Source organism: Tessaracoccus pujii, from assembly GCF_055326215.1.
The window spans coordinates 51,114-71,390 of record NZ_JBUZNP010000009.1 but is presented as its reverse complement, the minus strand read 5'-3'; the positions used below and the strand labels follow the sequence as shown (position 1 = coordinate 71,390).

Genomic DNA, 20,277 nt, shown 5'->3' with positions numbered 1-20,277 from the left:
GATGGGCGTCAAAGCCAAGCAGGTCATCGCCGTCGCGGGAGGCCTGGTCGTCGCGGTGATGATGCTCCTACTGGGGCTGTGGCAGATGTCGTCCTACCAGGAGTCCACCCGCGACGTGTCGGCCGAGCGTGCGGCCCAGGAGGCGGTTCCGCTGGCTGAGAGTGTCGCGGCGAACGGGGAGATCGAGGACGTCTACGGGCGCCAGGTCACCCTGAGTGGCGCGTACACCGACCACGAGGTGCTGGTCGGCCAGTCTTGGCCGCTGCGCGTGGCCACTGCGTTCAGGATGGACGACGGCCGGTACGTGGCGGTGGTGCGGGGCGCCGTCGGGCAGGGTTTCGACCCGGCAGACGCGCCCATCGGCCCGCAGAACCTGGTGGGGGTGTTCCTGTCGTCGGACCTCCCGGCTGACAGTGTCCCGGCGGGGGCGGACTTCGGCTCGCTGCGGATCCAGGCCATGGCGCAGTCGTGGCCGTCGCCGTTGATCGGCGGATATGTCACCCTGTCTGCCCCGGACTCCGCAATGGAGGGGCTCTCCCCGGCCCCGTTGGTGCTGCCCACGGCCGAGGGATCAGCCACGCACCGGGGATACGCCCTCCAGTGGTGGGTATTCGCAGCGGGCGCGGTCGCGTTCGGGTTCTACGTCGCCCGTGGGTTTGCCAGGGACGGCGCCGCGGCTGCGTCGGTCTCCGATCCGAAGGCTCACTAGGCGGACTCGCTCGCCGCGAGCGTGGCTCGCACGTTCTTCGTCGCGAAGTGCTCGGCGACGAACGACAGGAACGGCACCGTCCCGGCCGCCATGATGGCCAGGAACCATCTGATGGACCACTTCACCCGACGGCCGAGGTCGTAGGCCGTGATGAGAAGGACCATGTAGAGCCAGCCGTGGGGCATCCCCGTCCAGAGCACCACCCGGCCGTCGCCCCAGATGTACTTGAGCGGCAGCCCTACGCACACGAGGACCACGAGCAGCACCCCGACGACGTAGGCCATGATCCGGTAGCGCGTGAGCGCGCCACGGATGCCCGGCACGTCGTCGCTGGGAACGGTCGTGCTGGGGTCGGCCACAGTCATCGTTTCCTCGTTCAATGGTTGTAGTGATATGTCGCTATATAGCTGTGTGGTTTAACAGGTATACGGTTATACCGTGGTGTTGTCGAGGATCGCCATGATCCGATCCAGGTCCTCGCCCGAGGCGAACTCGATGGTGATGCGCCCCTTGTTGCGTCCGATGGCCACCTTCACTCGCGTGTCGAAGTGGTCGCTGAGCGCGGTGGCAATGTCGCGCTCACGCTCCGTGGGGGTTCGAGGGGTCCGAGGGCGCGAGTGTCGCGGCTCTGTCCCCCTGTCGAGCGACACGATCTCCTCTGTTGAGCGCACTGACAGCCCCTCGGCCACGATGCGCTCGGCCAGGTGCTCCTGCAACTCCGCATTGTCCAGGCCGAGCAGAGCACGGGCGTGACCAGCGGACAGAACGCCAGCGGCGACCTTCGTCTGGACGCGCTGGGGCAGGTTCAGCAGCCGCAGGGTGTTGGACACCTGCGGCCTGGACCGGTGGATCCGCTGCGCCAAGTCCTCCTTGGTGCAGTCGAAGTCCTGCAGCAGCTGCGCGTAGGCGTTGGCTTCCTCGATCGCGTTGAGGTCAGCACGGTGGAGGTTCTCCAGGAGCGCATCCCGCAGGAGCGCGGTGTCGTCGGTTCCGCGGATGATCGCCGGGATGGTGTCGCGGCCGGCGATCTGACTCGCTCGCAGCCGACGCTCCCCCATTACGAGCTCGAACGAGTCGTGACCCTGGCGCCGGACCACCACTGGCTGGAGGACGCCGAATTCGGCGATGGATTCTGCGAGCTCGTTCAGCTCGTCCTCGTCGAATACCGTGCGAGGTTGATGCGGGTTGGGCGAAATATGCTTCAGGGGCAACTCCTCGAACGTCGAGCCGTCCCGCAGCTGCTCCACCGTGTCGTCGTCGGTGCGGGCGAAGAGATCACTCAGTCCCTGACCAAGGGCACTTTTCTTGGGAACGGCCATCATTGCACCACCTTATGCGCGCGCTCGGCCATCTCGCGCGCGGCTGTTGTGTAGGCAACGGCGCCGGGGGACTTCGGCTGGTAGTTGAGTACTGTCTGCTGGTAGCTCGGCGCTTCCGCGATCCGCACGGAGCGCGGTATCTCCTGAGCCAGGGTCTGCGCGGGAAAATGCCGTCGGACCTCTTCGGCCACTTCTCGCGAAAGGTTCGTGCGGCTGTCGTACATCGTCAACAGAATAGTGCTGAGCTCGAGATCGTCGTTGAGGTTGCCCTTGACGCGCTGGATGGTGCGCATCAGTTGCGTGACGCCTTCGAGTGCGTAGTACTCCGTTTGAATGGGCACCAGGATCTCGTTGGCGGCCACCAGGGCGTTGAGCGTGAGAAGTCCGAGGGATGGGGGGCAATCGAAGAAGATGTAGTCCACGCCCGACTCCTCCACGTACTGCCGAATTGCGTCACGCATGCGATGCTCGCGCCCCCGTAGGTTGACGAGTTCAAGTTCGGCTGCGGCGAGGTCTATAGCGGCGGGTAGGACGTGCAGGTTCGGTGAGTGCGGCGACGGCAAGGCGTGCTCGATGATGCCTACGCCCTCAAGGAGCACCTCATAGGTGCCCTTCGTGCCAGGCGTGTGTTTGACGCCTAGGGCTGTCGAGGCGTTGCCCTGGGGGTCGTTGTCGACGACGAGCACGTTCAGTCCACCGATTGCCATCGCGTGCGCCAGGTTCACCGCCGTGGTGGTCTTGCCGACGCCACCCTTCTGATTCGCGACGACGACAATGCGTGGGCTTGCTGGCCGGGGGAGCGTCGGGGCCGGCTCGTCGAACTCGATCATCTCGTCGCCGTACTCGGACTCGATGCTCACGTCAGGGTTGTTCGCGGCGCGGCGGGGCTGCGACCCCGTTTCACGTGAAACGTTGGTGTGGTCCTTCCACAACTCGTCCTCGTTCGCCTGCGCTTTGCGTTTGCGGAAGAACAACGCCATCAGGGCCTCCTCGGTGTCCGCGACGACTCTATCGAAGCTTCGTCGGCTTCACGAAGTTGCGCGTGTCGCGTTTCACGTGAAACGCGCCGGCCGCACGCGAGGGCGCGCCAAGGACGGCCCAAACCGTGCCCCTGGACCGGACACATGGATCCCAGGCATCGAGGTGCCAGCGACGGGAGGAGCAGACCAGGGTTGAACAGAGATCGCGGGCGACGCCGGCAGACCACCTGCAGGGCAGGGAAGGAGTGACTCTCCCGAGGCACCGACATGGGCCACACGATTGCCGCCCCTCGCGGCGGCATCTTCAGTGAATCAACTGACGCGGATCGCGCGCGCCCGCTCGGTGCCGGGGCCGACGGTGAGTTCGAGCACCTCCGCCTTCAGGCCCCATCTGGCCAGCATCTTGCCGGCTTCGCGGATCTCCAGCTCGGCTGACTCGCCCTTGAGCGCCAGGAGTTGCCCGCCATGAGCAAACAGGGGAGTGGTCCAGCGCAGAAGCCGTTCCAGCGGAGCGACGGCGCGGCACACGACGACGTCGAAGTGGTCCTTCGTCTCCTCAGCCCGGGACCGGGAGACCCGGACCCGGGCCTCCACGCCCAGCTCTTCCACCGCGAGGGTCAGGAAGTTCGCCCGCCGCAGCAGCGGCTCCACGAGCGTGACATTGAGGTCTGGACGCGTGAGGGCGATGGGCAGCCCCGGCAGCCCCGCGCCGCTCCCGACGTCCGCCACATCCACGCCCTGGGGCAGGGCGTCGTTGAGAGCCACCGAGTTGGCGATGTGGCGATGCCACAGCTTGTCGCCCTCCCGCGGGCCCAGAAGACCCCACTCGATACCACGACTTGCCAATATATCTACATATTTACTTAGCGCTTCACCGCTTTGAGGGTATAGCGCGACAATCGCGTCGCGTGACAACCCCTCTGCCGTGCCCGCACTCACTTGGCCCGGACCACCACACGCCGGTTCGGCGGCTCACCCTCGGACTCGCTGACCAGTTCGGCGGCCGCGACTTCGTCGTGGACGATCTTGCGCTCATAGGCGTTGAGCGGCGCCAACCTCACCGGATCACCGGACTCCTTGACCTCGGCGATGGCATCCTTCGCCATGGCCACGAGCTCTGCCCTCCGCCGTTGGCGGTAGCCCGCGACGTCCACCATCAGCCGCGAGCGATGCCCGGTCTCCGTCATCACCACGAGCCGCGCCAATTCCTGCAGTGCGTCGAGGACTTCGCCGTCCTTGCCCACCAGCAGCTCCGACTCGGTGTCGATGGCGATGAATGCCCGGCCGTCCTGGACGGAGTTCTCGATGTCACCGTCGAGGTCTGCGATGTCCAGCAGCTCCTCGAAATAGTCGGCGACCAGGTCTCCCTCGGCCAGTAGAGCGGCCTCAGTCTCGTTGTTCGACATGGAAAGTGTCCTCTCCTTCAAGCCCGCAAGGGGCAGTGTGTGTGGTGTGTGGGGAGCGACGCCGTGCGTCGGCTCACTTCTTCTTGCGGGCGGAGCGGGGCGCCTGTCGCGGCTGCTGCCGGCTCACGACGCGCTTGCCGTCGTCCGTGGTGCGCACCGTCTGACGGTTCACCTGCTGCCGGGCGATCTTCGTCGGCGACTCGGACGTCTCGTCCGCGACGAGCTCGTCCGTGGACACGGCACCCGTCCGGGCGACCGGTCGCGAGGGGGCCGCGGACGGGTTCCTGGTGCCCCGACGCTTCGCGTTGCGCGCAAGCATGATGGACTGCGGATCCCTGCCCTTGGCGAGCATCCGCTCCTCCCACTCGATGAACGCGGGCGTGTTCGGAGCGGGGTTGTTACGAATCAGCAGGCCCTGCTGCGCCATGGTCCACACGTTGGACGTCAGCCAGTAGATCAGCACGCCGATCGGGATGACCACCGACGAGGCGGCGTAGATGACGGGGAAGAAGTACAGCATCATCTTCTGCTGCTGCGCCATGGGACCGGTCAACGACTCCGGGGGCAGGTTCTTGCGCATCAACTGGAGCTGCGTGACGAAGAACACGGCCACCATGGCCACCACCAGGACGATGCCCACCGCCTGCGTGGCGCCGAACGACGTCATGGGGAAGATGCGGTCCGCGAGGCGGGCGCCGAAGATCTCCGCGTTCTGCAGCGACGACACCAGGTCCGGGTTGATCTTGAAGAAGTGGCCGCGCACATTGCCCGACGACACGCCCTCCAGGACGCGGAACAGTGAGAGGAAGATGGGCATCTGCAGGAGCAGGGGGAGGCACGATGCGGTGGGGCTGACGCCCTCCTCCTTGTACATCTTCATCGTTTCCTGGCCCAGGCGCTCCCGGTCATGCCCATGCTTTTTCTGCAGGTCCGCCATCTTCGGCTGGAGCATCTGCATGTTGCGCGCCGAGTTGATCTGCTTGACGAACAGGGGGATGAGGAGGGTGCGGATCACGACCGTGAGGCTGATGATCGCCAGGGTCCAGTTCCATCCGGAGGACGCGCCCAACAGCGGCGTGTACAGCCAGTGGAAGAACACGACGAGTCCGGACACCGCCCAGTAGAGGGGCTGCATCATGGCGGACAGCACCCCGTAGAAACTGTCCCAGATGTTCAGCATCACCAGCAGATCGACCACTTAAGCCACCTCAGTCTTCAGTTGGGGCTCGTGTCCCCGTGATTCGTTGGATATCTCGTCTGCCCAGGCCGCCGATTCCGGCGATCCGGGAACATAGTCGACGCCGCCGGCCGCCCACGGGTGGCAGCGGAGGAGACGTCGGGTGGTGAGCCACACGCCCTTGACGGCGCCGTGAGTCTCAAGTGCCGTCAGCCCGTAGCTCGAGCAGGACGGGTGGTACTTGCACACATTTCCGTAGGAGGGGGAGACGAACGTGCGCCAGCCCTTCACCAACCAGATCAGCGGATACTTCAGCACGCTGCCGCCTTCAGATGCGCGCGGCGCCAGGCGTCGGCCAGGTCCCCGGCGAGGCGTTGCGGCTCAGTGGCGGCAGCGGGCAGAGCCCGCACCACCACGTCGGCGACGAAGGGAGCCTCCAAGGGGACGACGAGGTGCCTGAGCCGCCGCTTGACGCGGTTTCGGGTCACTGCGTTGCCCACCTTCTTGGAGACGACAAAACCCACCCGGCCGATGTCGGGTGGATTCTGAAGGGTGATGCGCTTCACGTGCACCACGACTGTCGGAGTTGCTGCTCGGGCGCCGTGCCGGACGGTGACACCGAAGTCAGAAGGCTTCGTGAGCCGACGCGGACCTGGCAGCACCGACGATCGGCCCTAGGCCGACAGCTCGGTGCGACCCTTGCTGCGACGGGCGGCCAGGATGGCGCGACCGGCGCGGGTCCGCATGCGGGCGCGGAAGCCATGGGTGCGGCTACGACGGCGGTTGCTCGGCTGGAACGTACGCTTGGTCATGGGATTACTCCCTCAGGTTCGATGGTGTACAACTGCCCTGGTGGGCAGGGGGAAGTGGCCGCCTAGATGGCGACTGGTCAACGATACGTGCCAAACGCCCTGCAGACCAAACCAGGATCCTGTGGGGCCGGACAACCAAGCAAATAACACCGATGTAGTCCAGTACCGCGCTCGGCGTGTCGCGCAAATCGCCTTGCCAACTGGCCCCGACGGGACTAACTTCGTTGTCCTGCCTTCCAGCTTATCCACAGGTGAGCGCCGGTCGGCCGTACCGCTAGGGTGAGTTATACCCCCCTTGTGGACAACCTTGTGGATTACTTGAAGAGGCGGGCTTCCGCCGGGAAGTGGGTGAGGTGAGCGAATCACCGACGCCGGACCTGGCGGGCCTGTGGGATGAGGTCATCGCCTCGGCCGACGCCCCCACGAAGGCTTGGCTTCGCCGCACGAGACCTCTGGAGATGCACGGCAGCACACTGATGCTCGCCGTGGGCGACGAGACCACGCGCGAGCGGATCGAGACGCGCCTTCGTCCACAGATCGAGGAACGGCTCAGCGCCATCTGCGGTCAGAGCACGCATCTCGCGGTGATGATCAACCCGGAGATGGTGCGGGAGGAGGCCGAATCCTGGTCCTCCACGGCCACGGTCCTGGTCCCCGAGGAGGAGCCTCGACGGGCGGCCCCGCGCTCGCGCCCGCAGGACGTGCGCCTCAATCCCCGCTACACGTTCGAGTCCTTCGTCGCCGGCTCGTCCAACCGGTTCGCGCACGCCGCAGCCGCGGCGGTGGCCGAGACCCCCGGGAAGTCCTACAACCCGCTCATGATCTACGGACCCTCTGGTCTGGGCAAGACCCATCTCCTCCACGCCATCGGCCACTACGTCACCAGCTACTACGAGCAGCTTCGCGTGAAGTACGTCTCCACCGAGGAACTCACCAACGACTTCATCAACGCCATCTCGTCGAACCGCACGGCGGAGTTTCGCAGCTCCTACCGCGACGTCGACGTCCTTCTGGTCGACGACATCCAGTTCCTGGAATCAAAGATCCAGACCCAGGAGGAGTTCTTCCACACCTTCAACACGCTGCACAACGCCCAGAAGCAGATCGTGATGACCTCGGACCGGCCCCCCAAGCTGCTGGAGGCGCTGGAGCCGCGGCTCCGGTCGCGCTTCGAGTGGGGCCTGATGACCGACATTCAACCCCCGGACCTCGAGACGCGTATCGCCATCCTGCGGAAGAAGGTCGCGTCGCAGCGGTTGACCGCCGGAACGCAGGTGCTGGAGCTGATCGCGTCGCGGATCCCCACCAACATCCGCGAGCTGGAGGGGGCCCTCACGCGCGTCGCGGCGCTCGCGAGCCTCAACCAGCAGGAGATCACCGTCGCCCTGGCTGAGCAGGTCCTCAACGACCTCATGCCCGACGACGCGGCCCCGGTGGACGCGCAGGCCATCATGGACGCCGCCGCCATGTACTTCAGCATCTCGCTCGAGGATCTCACCGGCAGCAGCCGCGTCGCCACCATCGCGTCGGCCCGCCAGATCGCGATGTACCTCTGTCGGGAGCTGACGGACATGTCGCTGCCGAAGATCGGACACAAGTTCGGCGGCAGGGACCACTCGACGGTGCTGCACGCGGTCCGCAAGATCAACGAGAAGATCGGCCAGGATCGCGACCTGTTCAACCAGGTCACCGAGCTGACCAACCAGATCAAGCAGTCCTGACGCGGTTTCGCCTGGCTTGACCAGGCGGCGACAATGGAACAACGCGCGGGAACCCGTGCGCGCGCGAAGCCCCATTCCCTATACCGGTAGGGGTATACTCGTCCCATGATTGTGGAGGATCCGATGCAGCTCGACCCGGAGCAGATGACAGCGGTGGTCAAGCGCCTCAAGCGCGCCCAAGGGCAGCTGGGTGGGATCATCCGGATGATCGAGGACGGCCGGAACTGCGATGACATCGTGATGCAGCTGGCCGCCGTCTCGAAGGCAGTTGACCGCGCCGGGTTCACCACCATCTCGATCGGGCTGCGACAGTGCATGGAACAGCCCGATCCGGACCCGTTGGATCAGGCCAAGATGGAGAAGCTCTTCCTCAGCCTCGCCTGAGCGCTCGCCCGCCGGAACGGGTGTCCGCGCGGAAAGCAAGGGTCCCCAGCAGTCATGCTGGGGACCCTTATGCGTGCACCTCAGTGCACCGTGAGGCCGGAGCCGGCCTTCCATGTGGTGTAGCCGCCGTCGAGGTTGCGCGCCTCACGACCGGCACCCTTGAGGGCCGCCAACGCCGCGTGGCTACGGATGCCCACACCGCAGTGGACGATCAGGGGAGTCCCGCCATTGGGGATCTCGTCGATGCGCTCGCGCAGTTCGTCGACGGGGATGTTGATCGCACCGGGCACCGCGCCTGCGGCGTACTCACCCCGAGTGCGCACGTCGACGACCACTGCGCCGGCGTTCTGCGCCTCCACCACCTCGTGCCACTGGATGTGATCCTCCCAGCCGCTCAGGCGGTTCTCCGCGATGAAGCCCAGCATGTTGATGGCATCCTTTGCGGAACCGAACTGCGGAGCGTACGCCAGTTCCAGCTCGGCCAGGTCAGGGGCCTTGAGACCGCCGGCCATCGCCGTCGCGATCACATCCATCCGCTTGTCGACACCATCCTGGCCGACGCCCTGTGCGCCGAGGATCTCGCCCGTGGCCGGATCCACCAGCAGCTTGAGCGCCATGGTGGATGCGCCCGGGTAGTAGGTGGCGTGCGAGGCGGGGTGGGTATGGATGGCCATGTAGTGGCGACCGGCGTCGCGCAGGCGCTTCTCGTTCCATCCGGTGGCAGCCACCTGGAGACCGAGGAGGCCCACGATGGCCGTGCCCCGGACGTGCCGCGCGGGACGGCCACGCCCGGCGATGTCGTCGGCGACGCGACGTCCCTGCAGGTTGGCGGTGTTGGCCAGCGGCACGAGCACCGACTCGTCGCTCAGCGCGTCGACCTTCTCGACCGCATCACCCACCGCGTAGATGTGCTCGTCATTGGTGAGTTGCCTGTCGTCGACCAGCAGTCCGCCGCGCGGACCCACCCGGAGGCCGGCGGCCTTGGCGAGTTCGGTGTCCGGCCGAACGCCGATGGCCGCGACCACCACGTCCGCGGGCAGCCGCGACCCGTCAGCGAGTGTGACGTCCTGAGCACCGATGGCGGTGACACCGGATCCGAGACGCAGGTCGATGCCGGCGGCGCGCATGACGGCGTGCACGGGTGCGACCATCTCCGGGTCCAGCGGCGCCATCACCTGGGGGAGTGCCTCGACGACCGCCACCTTCATACCGCGGTGCAGCAGGTTCTCGGCCACCTCGAGGCCCACGAAACCGCCTCCCACCACGACGGCGGTCTCAGCCTCCGCGACGGCGGCGAGCATGCGGTCCGTGTCCTCCACGTTGCGCAGCGGGAGTGCCCGCTCGATGCCGGGGATGGGGGGCATGAGGGGCTTGGCGCCGGGGGAGAGGACGAGCTTGTCGTAGGAGAGGGTCTCCTCGCGGCCGGTGGCCACGTCGCGGACGACGACCTCCCTGAGTTGGCGGTTGATCTGGACGGCTGCCGTGCCGACGCGCACGTCCAGGCGGAATCGGTTGTACAACGCCTCCGGTGTCTGCAACAGCAGGGCGGAGCGGTCCTCGATCACCCCGCCCACGTGATAGGGGAGACCGCAGTTGGCGAACGACACGTAGCCGCTGCGCTCCACCACGATGATCTCCGCGGACTCATCGAGACGACGCAGACGCGCGGCCGCGCTCATCCCACCAGCAACACCACCGACAATGACAACCTTCATGTTGAAAACTCTATACCCCAGGGGGTATGGTTGACGAACCGGGGTACCCCGAACCGAAGAGGAGAATCAAGTATGTGCAGTCCCACCAAGTGTCGCCAGTGCGGCAAGACCACCTGGGCCGGTTGCGGCAACCACGTCGATGCCGTCAAGCGCTCCGTGCCCGCGGGCCAGTGGTGCGGTGGCCACCAGAGCCAGGCATCGAGCCAGCCCGCCGGAGCGGGATTCTTCGACCGTCTCATGGGCCGCTGAACCTGCGGACAACCGTGTGAGAGGGCCGGGGACGGGGCTGTGGACAACTTCCCGCCCCGGTCTTCTCCACAAATCCCAACCGTGTAGTTTTTCGTTCCTCCACAAGCCCTCAACAGGCGCAATGACGCGCTGGTCAGCCACGACACCGGTTATCCACCGATTCCACAGGGGCTATGAGTACAACTGATATGTAATTACCTCTCTCCACTCAAAGTCACGGCTGTGGGCAAGGGGACCGAATTCTCCCCGCTGCTACCGTGGTGGGGTGAGCATCGCAGCGCGGGCCAGGGGCCTCACCAAGATCTACGGATCCGGATCAGCGGTGGTGAAAGCTCTCGACGGCGTGGACTTCGACATCATCGACGGGGAGTTCACCGCCATCATGGGCCCCTCGGGATCAGGCAAGTCCACCCTCATGCACCTCATGGCGGCCCTCGACACCCCCACGTCCGGCGAGGTCTACCTGGGAGAGACCGCGGTGTCCACGCTGGCGGACACGCCGTTGACGGAACTGCGCAGGGACCGCATCGGGTTCATCTTCCAGGCGTTCAACCTTGTTCCCACGCTCACGGCGCGGGAGAACATCGTGCTGCCGCTGCGGATCGCGGGGAAGAAGGTGGACGAGGCCTGGTTCGAGCGGATCGTCGACGTGCTGGCCCTGGGGGACCGCCTCACACACAAGCCTTCCGAGCTGTCGGGCGGTCAGCAGCAGCGAGTCGCGTGCGCCAGGGCGCTGATGAACCGCCCCCACATCGTGTTCGGCGACGAGCCCACCGGAAACCTGGACTCAACGTCGGCCGCCGAGGTGCTCGGGTTCCTGCGCCGCAGCGTCGACGAGTTCGGCCAGACCGTGGTCATGGTGACCCACGACGCGCACGCGGCCAGCTATGCGGACCGCGCCGTGTTCCTCTCCGACGGCCACATCGTCCACGAGATGCGCGGGGCCACGCAGGAGGACCTGCTGGGCGAGATGTCGCATATCTACCCGCGCCACGACGCACCTCCGACACCCGTCGTCGCGCCGGCCGGGGTTCCCGTGGACACCCAGGCCTCGGAGGAACCGGTCTACCGCGACGGCGGCTCGGCGCCCACCCACCGGGGTCCGTCGGACGACGACGAGGGCGAGTCCACCCTCGAACGATCGATCGCGCGTCGCGCGCTGCTGGACTAGCCAGATGCTGCACGCAACGTGGACCTCTCTCTGGGCACGCAAGGTCAGGCTGCTGCTCAGCGCCCTGTCGATCGTGCTCGGTGTGGCGTTCGTGTCCGGCTCGTTGCTGTTCACCAATCTGCTGTCCTCGAGTTTCGACTCCCTCGTCAAGGGCGCATTGGCGGACGTGAACGTCTCCGCTGAGGGAGTCGGCATCGAGGGCTTCGACAACACCACCGGCCAGCAGCAGATCCTCATGACGCCTGAGGAGCTGGGTGCCATCGGTGCCGTCGACGGCGTGCAGGAAGCCGTGGGCATGGTCTCCAGCAGCCAGGTCTTCCCGCTCGACAAGAACGACAGGCTGATCATGTTCCCGGGCGCACCCGGCGTGGCGATGAACTGGATCGACCTGCCCGCCGCGGGTGGACAGGTGGGGGCCCGGATCGTCGAGGGGGTGCCCCCCGGCGCGGACGACGAGGTGGTGCTGGACCCGGCGACGGCGGCACGCGGTGGTTTTGTCCTCGGTGACGAGCTCAAGGTGGCCACCCCCCGCGACGGCATTCAGAGCTACACCCTGGTGGGTCTGGGCACCTACGGCGCCGGGGCGACGGCCGGCGCCAGCTACCTGTTCTTCACGCTCGAGGAGGCGCAGGCCATCGTGCAGGAGGGGCAGGACGGCTTCTACGCCGCCTGGGTCCAGACGCAGACGGAGGCGGACCCCGCCGCCGTTGCGGAGGAGATCCAGAAGGTCCTGCCCGCGGGTTTCGTCGCGGAGACGGGCGACGCCCTGGCCGCGACCATCCAGGAGCAGCTCGACGTAGGGCTCGGGTTCGTCAACACCTTCCTCCTGGTGTTCGCCGGGATCGCGTTGCTCGTGGCCACCCTGCTCATCCTCAACACCTTCTCCATCCTCGTGGCGCAGCGCTCACGCGAGCTGGCGCTCCTGCGGGCCATCGGGGCCACCCGCTCCCAGGTGAGGACCTCCGTGCTGACCGAGGCGCTGGTGGTGGGCGTCATCGGCGCCACCGCCGGCCTCCTGGTGGGATACGGGTTGGCCTGGGCGATCCTGGTGGTGCTGCGCCTCCTGGGCATCGACCTCGGCGCCGCGGTGCCGTCCTTCACCTGGCAGGCGGTGGTGGCGTCGTACACCATCGGCATCCTCGTCACGGTGGTGGCCGCGGCGTTGCCGGCGCGAAAGGCGTCCCGCACGCGCCCCGTCGAGGCCATGGCCGCCGCACAGCAGTCGGGGCCCGAGAAGCTCGGTGGCCTGCCGATGGTGGGCGTGGCGATGATCGAGATGGGAACCGCCGCCCTGGTGTGCTCCCTGTGGCTCGACGTCCCGCAGCCGCTGATCTGGGCGGGGATCGGGGCGGTGCTTCTGCTGGTCGGCATGGTGTTCGCCGCCGTCGTGGTGGGAGCCCCCCTGATCTGGCTGTTCGGCACCGCCTACCGCGCGCTGTTCGGCGAGGTGGGCAAGCTGGCCCGGCTCAACGCGATCCGTCAGCCCCGCCGCACGGCCGCCACCGCCGCGACCCTCATGATCGGCCTGGCGCTGGTGGCCACCGTGGCGATCCTGGCGGCCAGCACCACCACCTCCATCCGTGACCGGCTCACGTCGGATCAGCGCGGGGACTTCACCGTGAGCCCTGTGGCCTACCAGCCGTTCGACGCCACGGTCGCGGCTGATGCGCGCGCCGTTCAGGGCGTGGAGACCGTGTACGAGTTCTACCGCGGGGCCACGGTCATCGACGGCGAACCGGTGCAGCTCACCGGCACGACCGCCGACGGTCTCACCAGGGCAAGCAGCCTGGAGCTGGTTGCCGGGTCCCTGAGCGACCAGGGCGGCGCGGCACCGGTGGTCGTCTCCACCGAATTCGCCGAGGACCAGGGCCTCAGCCTCGGCCAGCTCATGCAGCTGCCCACCCCGGCGGGTGGCACCGTCGAGGTGCTCGTCACCGGCCTGCACGAGGGGGGCGCCGGCCCACAGTCACTGGGCGACCTGATCGTGGACCTGGACACCTATGCCCAGCTGGGCGATGCCACGCTCGTGCAGCGTCTCGTGGTGTTCGCGGAAGACGGCGCCGATCTGGCGTCGGTGCGCGCCGGTCTCGACGACGCCACCTCCGATCAGCCCACCGTGGTCGTGGCGGACGTGGCCGAGTTCGTGGAGGCCCGCGTCGGGCAGTTCCAGCAGATCTTCTCGATCCTCTACGCGCTGCTCGCCCTGGCCGTCGTCATCTCCGTGCTCGGGATCGTCAACACGCTCGGCCTCTCGGTGATGGAGCGCACGCGGGAGGTCGGCCTGCTCCGCGCCGTCGGAATGACCAGGCCCCAGCTGAGGAGGATGGTGACCCTGGAATCTGTCATGGTGGCCACCCTCGGCGCCACCCTGGGCGTTGTCCTGGGGGTGGTCTTCGGCGCCTCGCTGGTCACCCTGCTGCGCGCCGACGGCATCGATCAGCTGGTCGTCCCGTGGGCCCAGTTGCTGGTGTTCGTCGTGGTGGCGGCACTGTTCGGGGTACTTGCGGCCGTTGGTCCGGCGCGCCGGGCGTCGCGGCTCAACGTGCTGGAGTCGATCGCCACGGAGTAGCCGCACAGCTGGCATGGGCGGAGAGCCGCCCGGCTATGATTCAGGCGACGGTAGCGAGATCAAGACGGTAGCGAGATCAAAGGGGAAGCCTTGTGAAGATTCGAGTTGAGCGCGACGCGTTGGCAGACGCCGTGGCCTGGGTGGCGCGCAGCCTTCCCACGCGTCCCACCGCACCGATCCTCGCCGGCATGCTCCTCGAGGCGGACGCCAAGGGGCTGACGCTGAGCAGCTTCGACTCGACCACCTCGGCCAAGGTCTCGATGCCCGCCACGGTCAACGACGAGGGCACCGTGCTGGTCTCCGGCCGGCTGCTCGCGGAGATCGCCCGCGCGCTGCCCAACAAGCCCGTGGATCTCGTGGCGGACCACAGCAAGGTGGAGCTCACGTGCGGTCAGGCGCGGTTCACGCTGCAGACGCTGCCTGTGGAGGAGTACCCCACGCTGCCGGACATGCCCACCCAGACGGGCGTCGTCGACGCGGCCATGTTCGAGAAGGCCGTGGGCCAGGTGTTCGTCGCCGCCGGCCGGGACGAGCTGCTCAACGTGTTCACGGGCGTGAAGATGGAGATCAACGGCGAGTCCCTCTCGCTGCTCGCCACGGACCGCTACCGCATGGCGCTGAAGGAGCTGACGTGGCGGCCGTCGTCGCCGTCGGTCGAGGGTGCGGTCCTCGTGCCCGGCAAGGTTCTTGCGGACACCGCCAAATCCATGACCTCGGGTGACACGCTGACCATCTCACTGTCCACCACCGAGGCGGAGGGCGAGGGCCTGGCCGGCTTCGTCGGCGAAAGCTCCAAGGGCACCCGCGAAGCCACCACGCGCCTGCTCAGCCAGGCGTTCCCCAAGGTCCGCCACCTCATGGACGTGGACGCCACCGTCGGCGTGCGCGTCAACACCACGGACCTCCTGGCCGCGGTCAAGCGAGTATCGCTGGTGGCGGAGCGCAACACGCCGCTGCGGATGCGCATCCACGAGGACCACATCGCGCTGGAGGCGGCCACGGGGGATCAGGCGCAGGCATCGGAGGGCATCGAGGCCGAGATCGAGGTGGTGGGCGACGAGCAGTCCATCACGGACGCCGGGTTCAACCCCCACTACCTGCTGGACGCGCTCACGGCGCTCGACGCGCCCTTCGCCCACTTCTCGTTCACGCTCCCGGGCAAGCCGTGCCTCATCATGGGCCTCGCCAGCATCGACGGGGACCCCTTGGCGGACTACCGGCACGTCATCATGCTCATGCGCCTGCCGAGCTGACCCGCACCACCGACACACCTATCCCACTGAAGGAGTTCTCATGCGCATCGGTCTCATCGGCTTGGGGAAAATGGGCGGCAACATGCGCGAGCGGTTGCGCGCGGCGGGAGTGGAGGTGGTGGGCCTGGACCACAACCCCGCCCTCTCGGACGCGACGGACGAGGCGGACCTCGTCGCCCAGCTCGGCGAGGGTCCGCGAGTGATCTGGCTCATGGTCCCGATCCAGGCCGTCGACCCGCTCATCGCCACACTGAAGCCGCTGCTGTCTGAGGGCGACGTCGTCATCGACGGTGGCAACTCGAAGTGGACCCACGACGCGAGGCACGCCGCGTTCCTCGCCGACGCCGGCATCCGGTTCCTCGACGTAGGTGTCTCCGGCGGAGTGTGGGGCCTGGAGAACGGGTACGCGTTGATGGTGGGCGGGCCGGCGGACGCCGTCGAGCTGGCCATGCCCGTGTTCGAGGCGCTGAAGCCCGAGGGCGAGTTCGGCTTCGTGCACGCCGGCGAACACGGCGCCGGGCACTTCGCCAAGATGGTGCACAACGGCGTCGAGTATGGCCTCATGCAGGCGTACGCCGAGGGCTGGGAGCTTCTCGAGGCTTCGGACGAGGTCACCAACGTGCCCGCGGTGTTCGAGTCCTGGCGCGAGGGCACCGTCATCCGCTCCTGGCTGCTGGACCTCATGGTCCGGGCACTGGACGCTGACCCGCACCTCGATGCCATCGAGGGCTACGCGGAGGATTCCGGCGAGGGTCGCTGGACCGTCAACGCGGCCGTTGATCTCGCGGTGCCCGTGCCGACCATCGCGGCCAGCCTGTTCGCGCGGTTCGTGTCGCGCCAGGAGGACTCGCCGGCCATGAAGATGGTGGCGGCGATGCGCAACCAGTTCGGCGGCCACGCCGTCGCGCCTGCCAAGGACTAGGTGATCGCCTAGGTGTTCGTCACCGAACTCACGCTGACGGATTTCCGCAACTACACCGAGGCAGCGGTGTCGCTGTCGTCGGGGGTGACGGTCTTCGTCGGATCCAACGGTCAGGGCAAGACCAACCTCGTGGAAGCCATCGAGTACCTGTCCACCATGACCTCGCACAGGGTCGCGGCCACGGCACCACTGATCCGCGCGGGCGCGGAGACGGCCGTGGTGCGGGCACGGGTCCAGGCCGGCCGCGAGGACCCCCGGGTGATCTCCTTGGAGCTGGAGATCGCCAACGGTCGCTCCAACACGGCGCGCCTCAACCGGGCACCGCTGGGGCGGCCGCGGGACCTGATCGGCGCCCTGCGCACCGTCGTGTTCTCTCCGCTGGACCTGGCGATCGTGCGCGGCGACCCGTCGGATCGTCGCGGGTGGCTGGACTCGCTCGTGGTCACCCGGTGGCCGCGGATGGCGGGGGTGCGGCAGGATTTCGACCGCGTGCTCAAGCAGCGCAACGCCCTGCTCAAGGCGATGGCGGGGCGCTCGTTCGTACCCAGCGGAGGCGACGAGGACGTCACGCTCGCCGTGTGGAACGAGCAGCTCGCCGCCCTGGGGGCGGAGCTGCTGCACGCCCGGCTGGACACGCTCGCAGACGTGGTGCCGCACGCGCAGCGCGCCTACGAGACCATCGCACCGCTGAACAACCAGATCTCGGCGTCCTACAAGACGCTGCTGGACCTCGACGGCGTGACGGAGGAGGCGGACGTGCGGGCAGGCCTGCGCCAGCGGCTCCTGTCCGCCATGGAGCGCATGCGCAGGGACGAGGTGTCGCGGGGGGTGACCCTTGTCGGGCCGCAGCGCGACGACGTCGAGCTGTCCATCGGCGCCCTGCCGGCGAAGGGGTACGCGTCGCACGGGGAGTCCTGGTCGCTGGCGCTGGCGCTGCGCCTGGGCGGGTTCACGCTGGTGCGCGACGACGGCGTCGAGCCCGTGCTCGTGCTGGACGACGTGTTCGCCGAGTTGGACGTGTCGCGGCGGGAGCGGTTGGCGGCTGCCATCGCCGACGCAGAGCAGGTGCTCATCACGGCCGCGGTCGGCGCGGACGTCCCGGACTTCGCGGCCGAGCGTCGCTTCCGCGTCGACGCCGGCACCGTCGAACTGCTCGGTGCCTGAGCTGAGGAGGAGCGGGGGGAGGTGGGCGACGTCGGCCCACTCACGCCGCGGGGGGTAGTCTCGGCGCATGAGCGAGGAGCACGACCCGACGGGGCTCGACCTCGCCTCCGAGATCGCTCGCGCCGCCGTCGAGTCCGCCGCCTACGGGGTGGTGCTGCCGGACCCCTCGCCCGCCAGGCAGCCGCGGCGCCGCCAGCGGCCGATGGAGCAGCAGCGCTCCGGCGCACACCCCGACGACCGCGACCCTCAACTCGTCGGCGACGTGCTCGACACGGTCATCAAGGCCCGCGGGTGGCAGCGCCGGATCAGCCTGTCGCACGTGCTGCGACGGTGGCCGGAGCTGGTGGGGGAGTCCAACGCCCAGCACTCCACCCCCGTCAACTACACCGACGGGGTCCTCATCGTGGACTGCGACTCCACCTCCTGGGCCGCGGCCATGAAGTTCTCGGCCTCGCAGATCGTCGCCAAGCTCAACGCCGCGTTGGGTGAGCGGACGGTGCTGCGCGTCGACTTCCGCGGACCGAGGCCGCCGAGCTGGAAGAGGGGCACTCGCGCCGTGCAGGGTCGCGGCCCCCGCGACACCTACGGCTGAGACCTAAGCTGGCCGCATGCGCGTCACCGTCACCGGCACCAGCCGGATCACGCTCCCCGCTGAGTGTGTCGCGGTCAACCTGACCCTGGGTTTCACCGGCCCGGACCGGAGCTCGGTGGTGGCAGACACGGCCGCCGCGACCGACGGGGCCCGGGTGCGCCTGGAGCGCGCCACGTCGTCGGGCACCGTCCGCGACGTCAGGTTGAGCGGCCTCCGCTCGTGGACCTCCACCCCGGTCAACACGTGGGGGCAGCCGACGCCGGCCCAGCACACGGCGGAGGTGCGGGGTTCGTTCGTCGTCGACGACCTCGCTGCTCTGGGAGACCTCCTGGGCGGGCTGGCCGCCACCCCGGGTGCCCAGGTGGGCTGGCTGGACTGGCGGTTGCGGGACGCCACCCTCGACGAGGTGCAGCCGCGGGCCCTGGCCGACGCTTTCGGCGACGCCGAACGGCGCGCCGGGTGGATCGCGACGGCGGCCCGACGCGGCACCGTCGAGGTGGTGGCGGTGCAGGACGCGGGCGGGGGAGTGATGCCGATGGCCAGCGCCCGGACGGCGTCGCGTGGCATGGAGGCCGCCCCCTCGATCAACCTGGATCCGCAGGACGTCGAGATCTCGGTGAGTCTCGTCGTCGAGTTCACAGCCTGACCAGAGCTCGCCTGAGAAAAGCCTGAAATCAACACACTAACTTTCTTCCAATTCTTGTCCCCACGTGGTTCCATGGGTAGGCACGGGCTAACCGGTATCGGGGGACTGGATGAAGCTTCGAGGGCTGTCGTCGGTGATCGCAGCAGCGGTCTCGGCGGCCCTGGTCGGAGGAGCCGTCACGTACGGGCAGGACCCGCTGACGGCGGTTGAGGCCGTGCCGATCGAACCCGTCCTCCACGTCGTGGCCCCCGCGCCCTCCTTCACCCAACCGCCGTCGCTGCCCATGGGCATGGTCGACGGGTCGGTGGTCGACGGCCAATGGGTCGACGGGTCGGTGGTCGACGGCGAATGGGTCGACGACCGTCCGCTCTCCTTTGATCCGTTCAGCGCCCCCACCCCCGAGGTGCTTCCCCTTGACGGCCCCCGCATGCCGGAGCCGGCACCCCCACCGGCACCGGAGACCATCCCGGCCGACCCGGCGATCGGCTCACTGGGCGAGCGGGCCGCGGGGAAGCTCTTCTCGATGCCCGTCATGGGGAGGCGCACGTCCGTGTTCGGGATGCGCTACCACCCGGTGCTGCGCGTGTGGAAGCTGCACACCGGCCTGGACTGGGCAGCACCGTGCGGCACCCCCGTCGGCGCCGCGGCGGACGGTCGGGTGGTCAAGGCGGGTTGGGCGGGCGGCAACGGGGTCCAGGTCAAGATCGACCACGGCATGATCGCCGGTTTCCGCGTGGTGACCACCTACAACCACCTCAGCGCCATCGGCGTCAGCCTCGGCCAGAGGGTCGAGGCGCTCGACGGGGTGGGTCGGGTGGGTAACACGGGCTACTCCACCGGATGCCACCTGCATTTCGAGGTCATCGTCAACGGACAGTTCACGGACCCCGAGCCGTGGCTGAACGGGCAGCCCTCCCGGGTGGACCTCAGCGCGGTGACGTTCTTCGATGTCCCCGCGTCGCCGTCGCCGCTGCCGTCGCTCAGCCCGAGCCCCAGCCCCAGCCCGTCGCCGAGCGGGTCACCGTCCCTGGTGCCTCTGCTCAGCGCCTCGCCCAACCCGAGCGTCGCCCTGTCGCCGAGCGCCAGCCCGTCGCCGTCGCCGAGCGCCAGCCCGTCGCCGAGCGCCAGCCCGTCGCCGAGCGCCAGCCCGTCCCCGAGCGCGAGTCCGTCGCCAAGCCCGAGCGCGTCGCCCAGCCCGAGTGATTCGCCGAGCCCCAGCGAGGCCATCCCGGTCACGAGCGCCGCGCCGTCGCCCACCGCATCCGTGACCCAACCAGAGCCCTCGCCCTCCTCCGCCCCCCCACCGGCGACCACCACGCAGGAACCCGTTCCCGAGACCACGACGGCGGCGCCTCCGCCACCCACGTCGCAGCCCGAGCCGGATCCGGTCGTCGAGCCCGAGCCTCCGCCCGCCGAGGATCCCGTGGTGGAACCGGTACCGGACCCGGTCGAGGGCTCCCCGACGCCCTGAGCCGGGGCCGGCGATGA

22 protein-coding genes are annotated in these 20,277 nt (G+C 68.1%); 12 read left to right on the top strand and 10 right to left on the bottom strand.

Annotated elements, in window-relative coordinates; all coding sequences use genetic code 11:
* Position 1 precedes the first annotated feature (1 nt).
* A complete protein-coding gene (locus ACZK5N_RS12350; RefSeq protein WP_459018415.1) occupies positions 2 to 709 on the top strand; it encodes an SURF1 family protein in 708 nt (235 codons plus the stop codon).
* Here ACZK5N_RS12350 and ACZK5N_RS12345 read toward each other — a convergent pair.
* From ACZK5N_RS12345 to rpmH, 9 genes are all read right to left on the bottom strand, one after another.
* On the bottom strand, positions 706 to 1,074 hold the full coding sequence (locus ACZK5N_RS12345; protein ID WP_459018417.1) for a DUF3817 domain-containing protein: 369 nt from the start codon (positions 1,072 to 1,074) through the stop codon (positions 706 to 708). The genes ACZK5N_RS12350 and ACZK5N_RS12345 overlap by 4 nt on opposite strands.
* A gap of 66 nt (positions 1,075 to 1,140) precedes the next feature.
* Entirely contained in the window at positions 1,141 to 2,031 is an 891-nt protein-coding gene (locus tag ACZK5N_RS12340; RefSeq protein ID WP_463625062.1) for a ParB/RepB/Spo0J family partition protein, read from the bottom strand.
* Positions 2,028 to 3,008: a ParA family protein gene (locus ACZK5N_RS12335; RefSeq protein ID WP_459018419.1), complete on the bottom strand. Its 981-nt coding sequence runs from the start codon at positions 3,006 to 3,008 to the stop codon at positions 2,028 to 2,030. The genes ACZK5N_RS12340 and ACZK5N_RS12335 overlap by 4 nt, the downstream gene beginning before the upstream one ends.
* 312 nt (positions 3,009 to 3,320) lie before the next feature.
* Positions 3,321 to 3,923: a 16S rRNA (guanine(527)-N(7))-methyltransferase RsmG gene (gene rsmG, locus ACZK5N_RS12330; RefSeq protein WP_459020452.1), complete on the bottom strand. Its 603-nt coding sequence runs from the start codon at positions 3,921 to 3,923 to the stop codon at positions 3,321 to 3,323.
* Between the two features lie 20 nt (positions 3,924 to 3,943).
* Positions 3,944 to 4,414 (bottom strand): Jag family protein, encoded by a 471-nt coding sequence (locus ACZK5N_RS12325; RefSeq protein ID WP_459018420.1) that lies wholly within the window; start codon positions 4,412 to 4,414, stop codon positions 3,944 to 3,946.
* A 73-nt stretch (positions 4,415 to 4,487) separates the two neighbouring features.
* Complete coding sequence (yidC, locus tag ACZK5N_RS12320) at positions 4,488 to 5,612, bottom strand: membrane protein insertase YidC (RefSeq protein WP_459018421.1); 1,125 nt, start codon at positions 5,610 to 5,612, stop codon at positions 4,488 to 4,490.
* Positions 5,613 to 5,909: a membrane protein insertion efficiency factor YidD gene (yidD, locus tag ACZK5N_RS12315; RefSeq protein WP_459018422.1), complete on the bottom strand. Its 297-nt coding sequence runs from the start codon at positions 5,907 to 5,909 to the stop codon at positions 5,613 to 5,615.
* Positions 5,903 to 6,253 carry a ribonuclease P protein component gene (rnpA, locus tag ACZK5N_RS12310; RefSeq protein ID WP_459018423.1) on the bottom strand — a complete coding sequence of 117 codons (351 nt, stop codon included), beginning with the start codon at positions 6,251 to 6,253 and terminating at the stop codon, positions 5,903 to 5,905. Before rnpA ends, yidD begins: the two co-directional genes overlap by 7 nt.
* 12 nt (positions 6,254 to 6,265) lie before the next feature.
* Positions 6,266 to 6,403, bottom strand: a complete 138-nt coding sequence (gene rpmH / locus ACZK5N_RS12305) for a 50S ribosomal protein L34 (RefSeq protein WP_459018424.1) — start codon at positions 6,401 to 6,403, stop codon at positions 6,266 to 6,268.
* Between the two features lie 344 nt (positions 6,404 to 6,747).
* Between rpmH and dnaA the strand changes: the two genes are divergently transcribed.
* Positions 6,748 to 8,124 (top strand): chromosomal replication initiator protein DnaA, encoded by a 1,377-nt coding sequence (gene dnaA, locus ACZK5N_RS12300; protein WP_459018426.1) that lies wholly within the window; start codon positions 6,748 to 6,750, stop codon positions 8,122 to 8,124.
* A gap of 105 nt (positions 8,125 to 8,229) precedes the next feature.
* Positions 8,230 to 8,508 carry a metal-sensitive transcriptional regulator gene (locus ACZK5N_RS12295; protein ID WP_459018427.1) on the top strand — a complete coding sequence of 93 codons (279 nt, stop codon included), beginning with the start codon at positions 8,230 to 8,232 and terminating at the stop codon, positions 8,506 to 8,508.
* An 80-nt stretch (positions 8,509 to 8,588) separates the two neighbouring features.
* Here ACZK5N_RS12295 and ACZK5N_RS12290 read toward each other — a convergent pair whose 3' ends face one another.
* Entirely contained in the window at positions 8,589 to 10,223 is a 1,635-nt protein-coding gene (locus ACZK5N_RS12290) for an FAD-dependent oxidoreductase (RefSeq protein WP_459018428.1), read from the bottom strand.
* Positions 10,224 to 10,295: 72 nt separating this feature from the next.
* Here ACZK5N_RS12290 and ACZK5N_RS12285 point away from each other — a divergent pair, with 72 nt between their 5' ends.
* The 9 genes from ACZK5N_RS12285 to ACZK5N_RS12245 all read left to right on the top strand — a co-directional run bounded on the left by ACZK5N_RS12285 (position 10,296) and on the right by ACZK5N_RS12245 (position 20,260).
* Positions 10,296 to 10,472 carry a DUF8730 family Cys-rich protein gene (locus ACZK5N_RS12285; RefSeq protein WP_459018430.1) on the top strand — a complete coding sequence of 59 codons (177 nt, stop codon included), beginning with the start codon at positions 10,296 to 10,298 and terminating at the stop codon, positions 10,470 to 10,472.
* Between the two features lie 265 nt (positions 10,473 to 10,737).
* Positions 10,738 to 11,643 carry an ABC transporter ATP-binding protein gene (locus ACZK5N_RS12280; protein ID WP_463625061.1) on the top strand — a complete coding sequence of 302 codons (906 nt, stop codon included), beginning with the start codon at positions 10,738 to 10,740 and terminating at the stop codon, positions 11,641 to 11,643.
* 4 nt (positions 11,644 to 11,647) lie between these two features.
* The gene (locus ACZK5N_RS12275) at positions 11,648 to 14,212 is read left to right on the top strand and encodes an ABC transporter permease (RefSeq protein ID WP_463625060.1); all 2,565 of its coding nucleotides are present in this window, start codon (positions 11,648 to 11,650) and stop codon (positions 14,210 to 14,212) included.
* Positions 14,213 to 14,304: 92 nt separating this feature from the next.
* On the top strand, positions 14,305 to 15,465 hold the full coding sequence (gene dnaN / locus ACZK5N_RS12270; RefSeq protein ID WP_463625059.1) for a DNA polymerase III subunit beta: 1,161 nt from the start codon (positions 14,305 to 14,307) through the stop codon (positions 15,463 to 15,465).
* Between the two features lie 40 nt (positions 15,466 to 15,505).
* Positions 15,506 to 16,387: a phosphogluconate dehydrogenase (NAD(+)-dependent, decarboxylating) gene (gnd, locus tag ACZK5N_RS12265; protein ID WP_463625058.1), complete on the top strand. Its 882-nt coding sequence runs from the start codon at positions 15,506 to 15,508 to the stop codon at positions 16,385 to 16,387.
* A 12-nt stretch (positions 16,388 to 16,399) separates the two neighbouring features.
* Positions 16,400 to 17,551, top strand: a complete 1,152-nt coding sequence (gene recF, locus ACZK5N_RS12260; protein ID WP_463625057.1) for a DNA replication/repair protein RecF — start codon at positions 16,400 to 16,402, stop codon at positions 17,549 to 17,551.
* Positions 17,552 to 17,618: 67 nt separating this feature from the next.
* A complete protein-coding gene (locus tag ACZK5N_RS12255; RefSeq protein WP_459018440.1) occupies positions 17,619 to 18,143 on the top strand; it encodes a DciA family protein in 525 nt (174 codons plus the stop codon).
* A gap of 16 nt (positions 18,144 to 18,159) precedes the next feature.
* A complete protein-coding gene (locus ACZK5N_RS12250) occupies positions 18,160 to 18,789 on the top strand; it encodes an SIMPL domain-containing protein (protein ID WP_463625056.1) in 630 nt (209 codons plus the stop codon).
* Between the two features lie 109 nt (positions 18,790 to 18,898).
* Positions 18,899 to 20,260, top strand: coding sequence for a M23 family metallopeptidase (locus ACZK5N_RS12245; protein ID WP_463625055.1), 1,362 nt, complete (start codon positions 18,899 to 18,901; stop codon positions 20,258 to 20,260).
* Positions 20,261 to 20,277 lie beyond the last annotated feature (17 nt).

What these genes read in the sequence shown, in the direction of transcription:
- ACZK5N_RS12350 (WP_459018415.1), top strand. Translation starts at nt 2, where the DNA reads ATGGGCGTCAAAGCCAAGCAGGTCATCGCCGTCGCGGGAGGCCTGGTC.
- ACZK5N_RS12345 (WP_459018417.1), bottom strand. Translation starts at nt 1,074, where the DNA reads ATGACTGTGGCCGACCCCAGCACGACCGTTCCCAGCGACGACGTGCCG.
- ACZK5N_RS12340 (WP_463625062.1), bottom strand. Translation starts at nt 2,031, where the DNA reads ATGATGGCCGTTCCCAAGAAAAGTGCCCTTGGTCAGGGACTGAGTGAT.
- ACZK5N_RS12335 (WP_459018419.1), bottom strand. Translation starts at nt 3,008, where the DNA reads ATGGCGTTGTTCTTCCGCAAACGCAAAGCGCAGGCGAACGAGGACGAG.
- ACZK5N_RS12325 (WP_459018420.1), bottom strand. Translation starts at nt 4,414, where the DNA reads ATGTCGAACAACGAGACTGAGGCCGCTCTACTGGCCGAGGGAGACCTG.
- rpmH (WP_459018424.1), bottom strand. Translation starts at nt 6,403, where the DNA reads ATGACCAAGCGTACGTTCCAGCCGAGCAACCGCCGTCGTAGCCGCACC.
- ACZK5N_RS12295 (WP_459018427.1), top strand. Translation starts at nt 8,230, where the DNA reads ATGATTGTGGAGGATCCGATGCAGCTCGACCCGGAGCAGATGACAGCG.
- ACZK5N_RS12290 (WP_459018428.1), bottom strand. Translation starts at nt 10,223, where the DNA reads ATGAAGGTTGTCATTGTCGGTGGTGTTGCTGGTGGGATGAGCGCGGCC.
- ACZK5N_RS12285 (WP_459018430.1), top strand. Translation starts at nt 10,296, where the DNA reads ATGTGCAGTCCCACCAAGTGTCGCCAGTGCGGCAAGACCACCTGGGCC.
- ACZK5N_RS12275 (WP_463625060.1), top strand. Translation starts at nt 11,648, where the DNA reads ATGCTGCACGCAACGTGGACCTCTCTCTGGGCACGCAAGGTCAGGCTG.
- gnd (WP_463625058.1), top strand. Translation starts at nt 15,506, where the DNA reads ATGCGCATCGGTCTCATCGGCTTGGGGAAAATGGGCGGCAACATGCGC.
- ACZK5N_RS12255 (WP_459018440.1), top strand. Translation starts at nt 17,619, where the DNA reads ATGAGCGAGGAGCACGACCCGACGGGGCTCGACCTCGCCTCCGAGATC.
- ACZK5N_RS12250 (WP_463625056.1), top strand. Translation starts at nt 18,160, where the DNA reads ATGCGCGTCACCGTCACCGGCACCAGCCGGATCACGCTCCCCGCTGAG.
- ACZK5N_RS12245 (WP_463625055.1), top strand. Translation starts at nt 18,899, where the DNA reads ATGAAGCTTCGAGGGCTGTCGTCGGTGATCGCAGCAGCGGTCTCGGCG.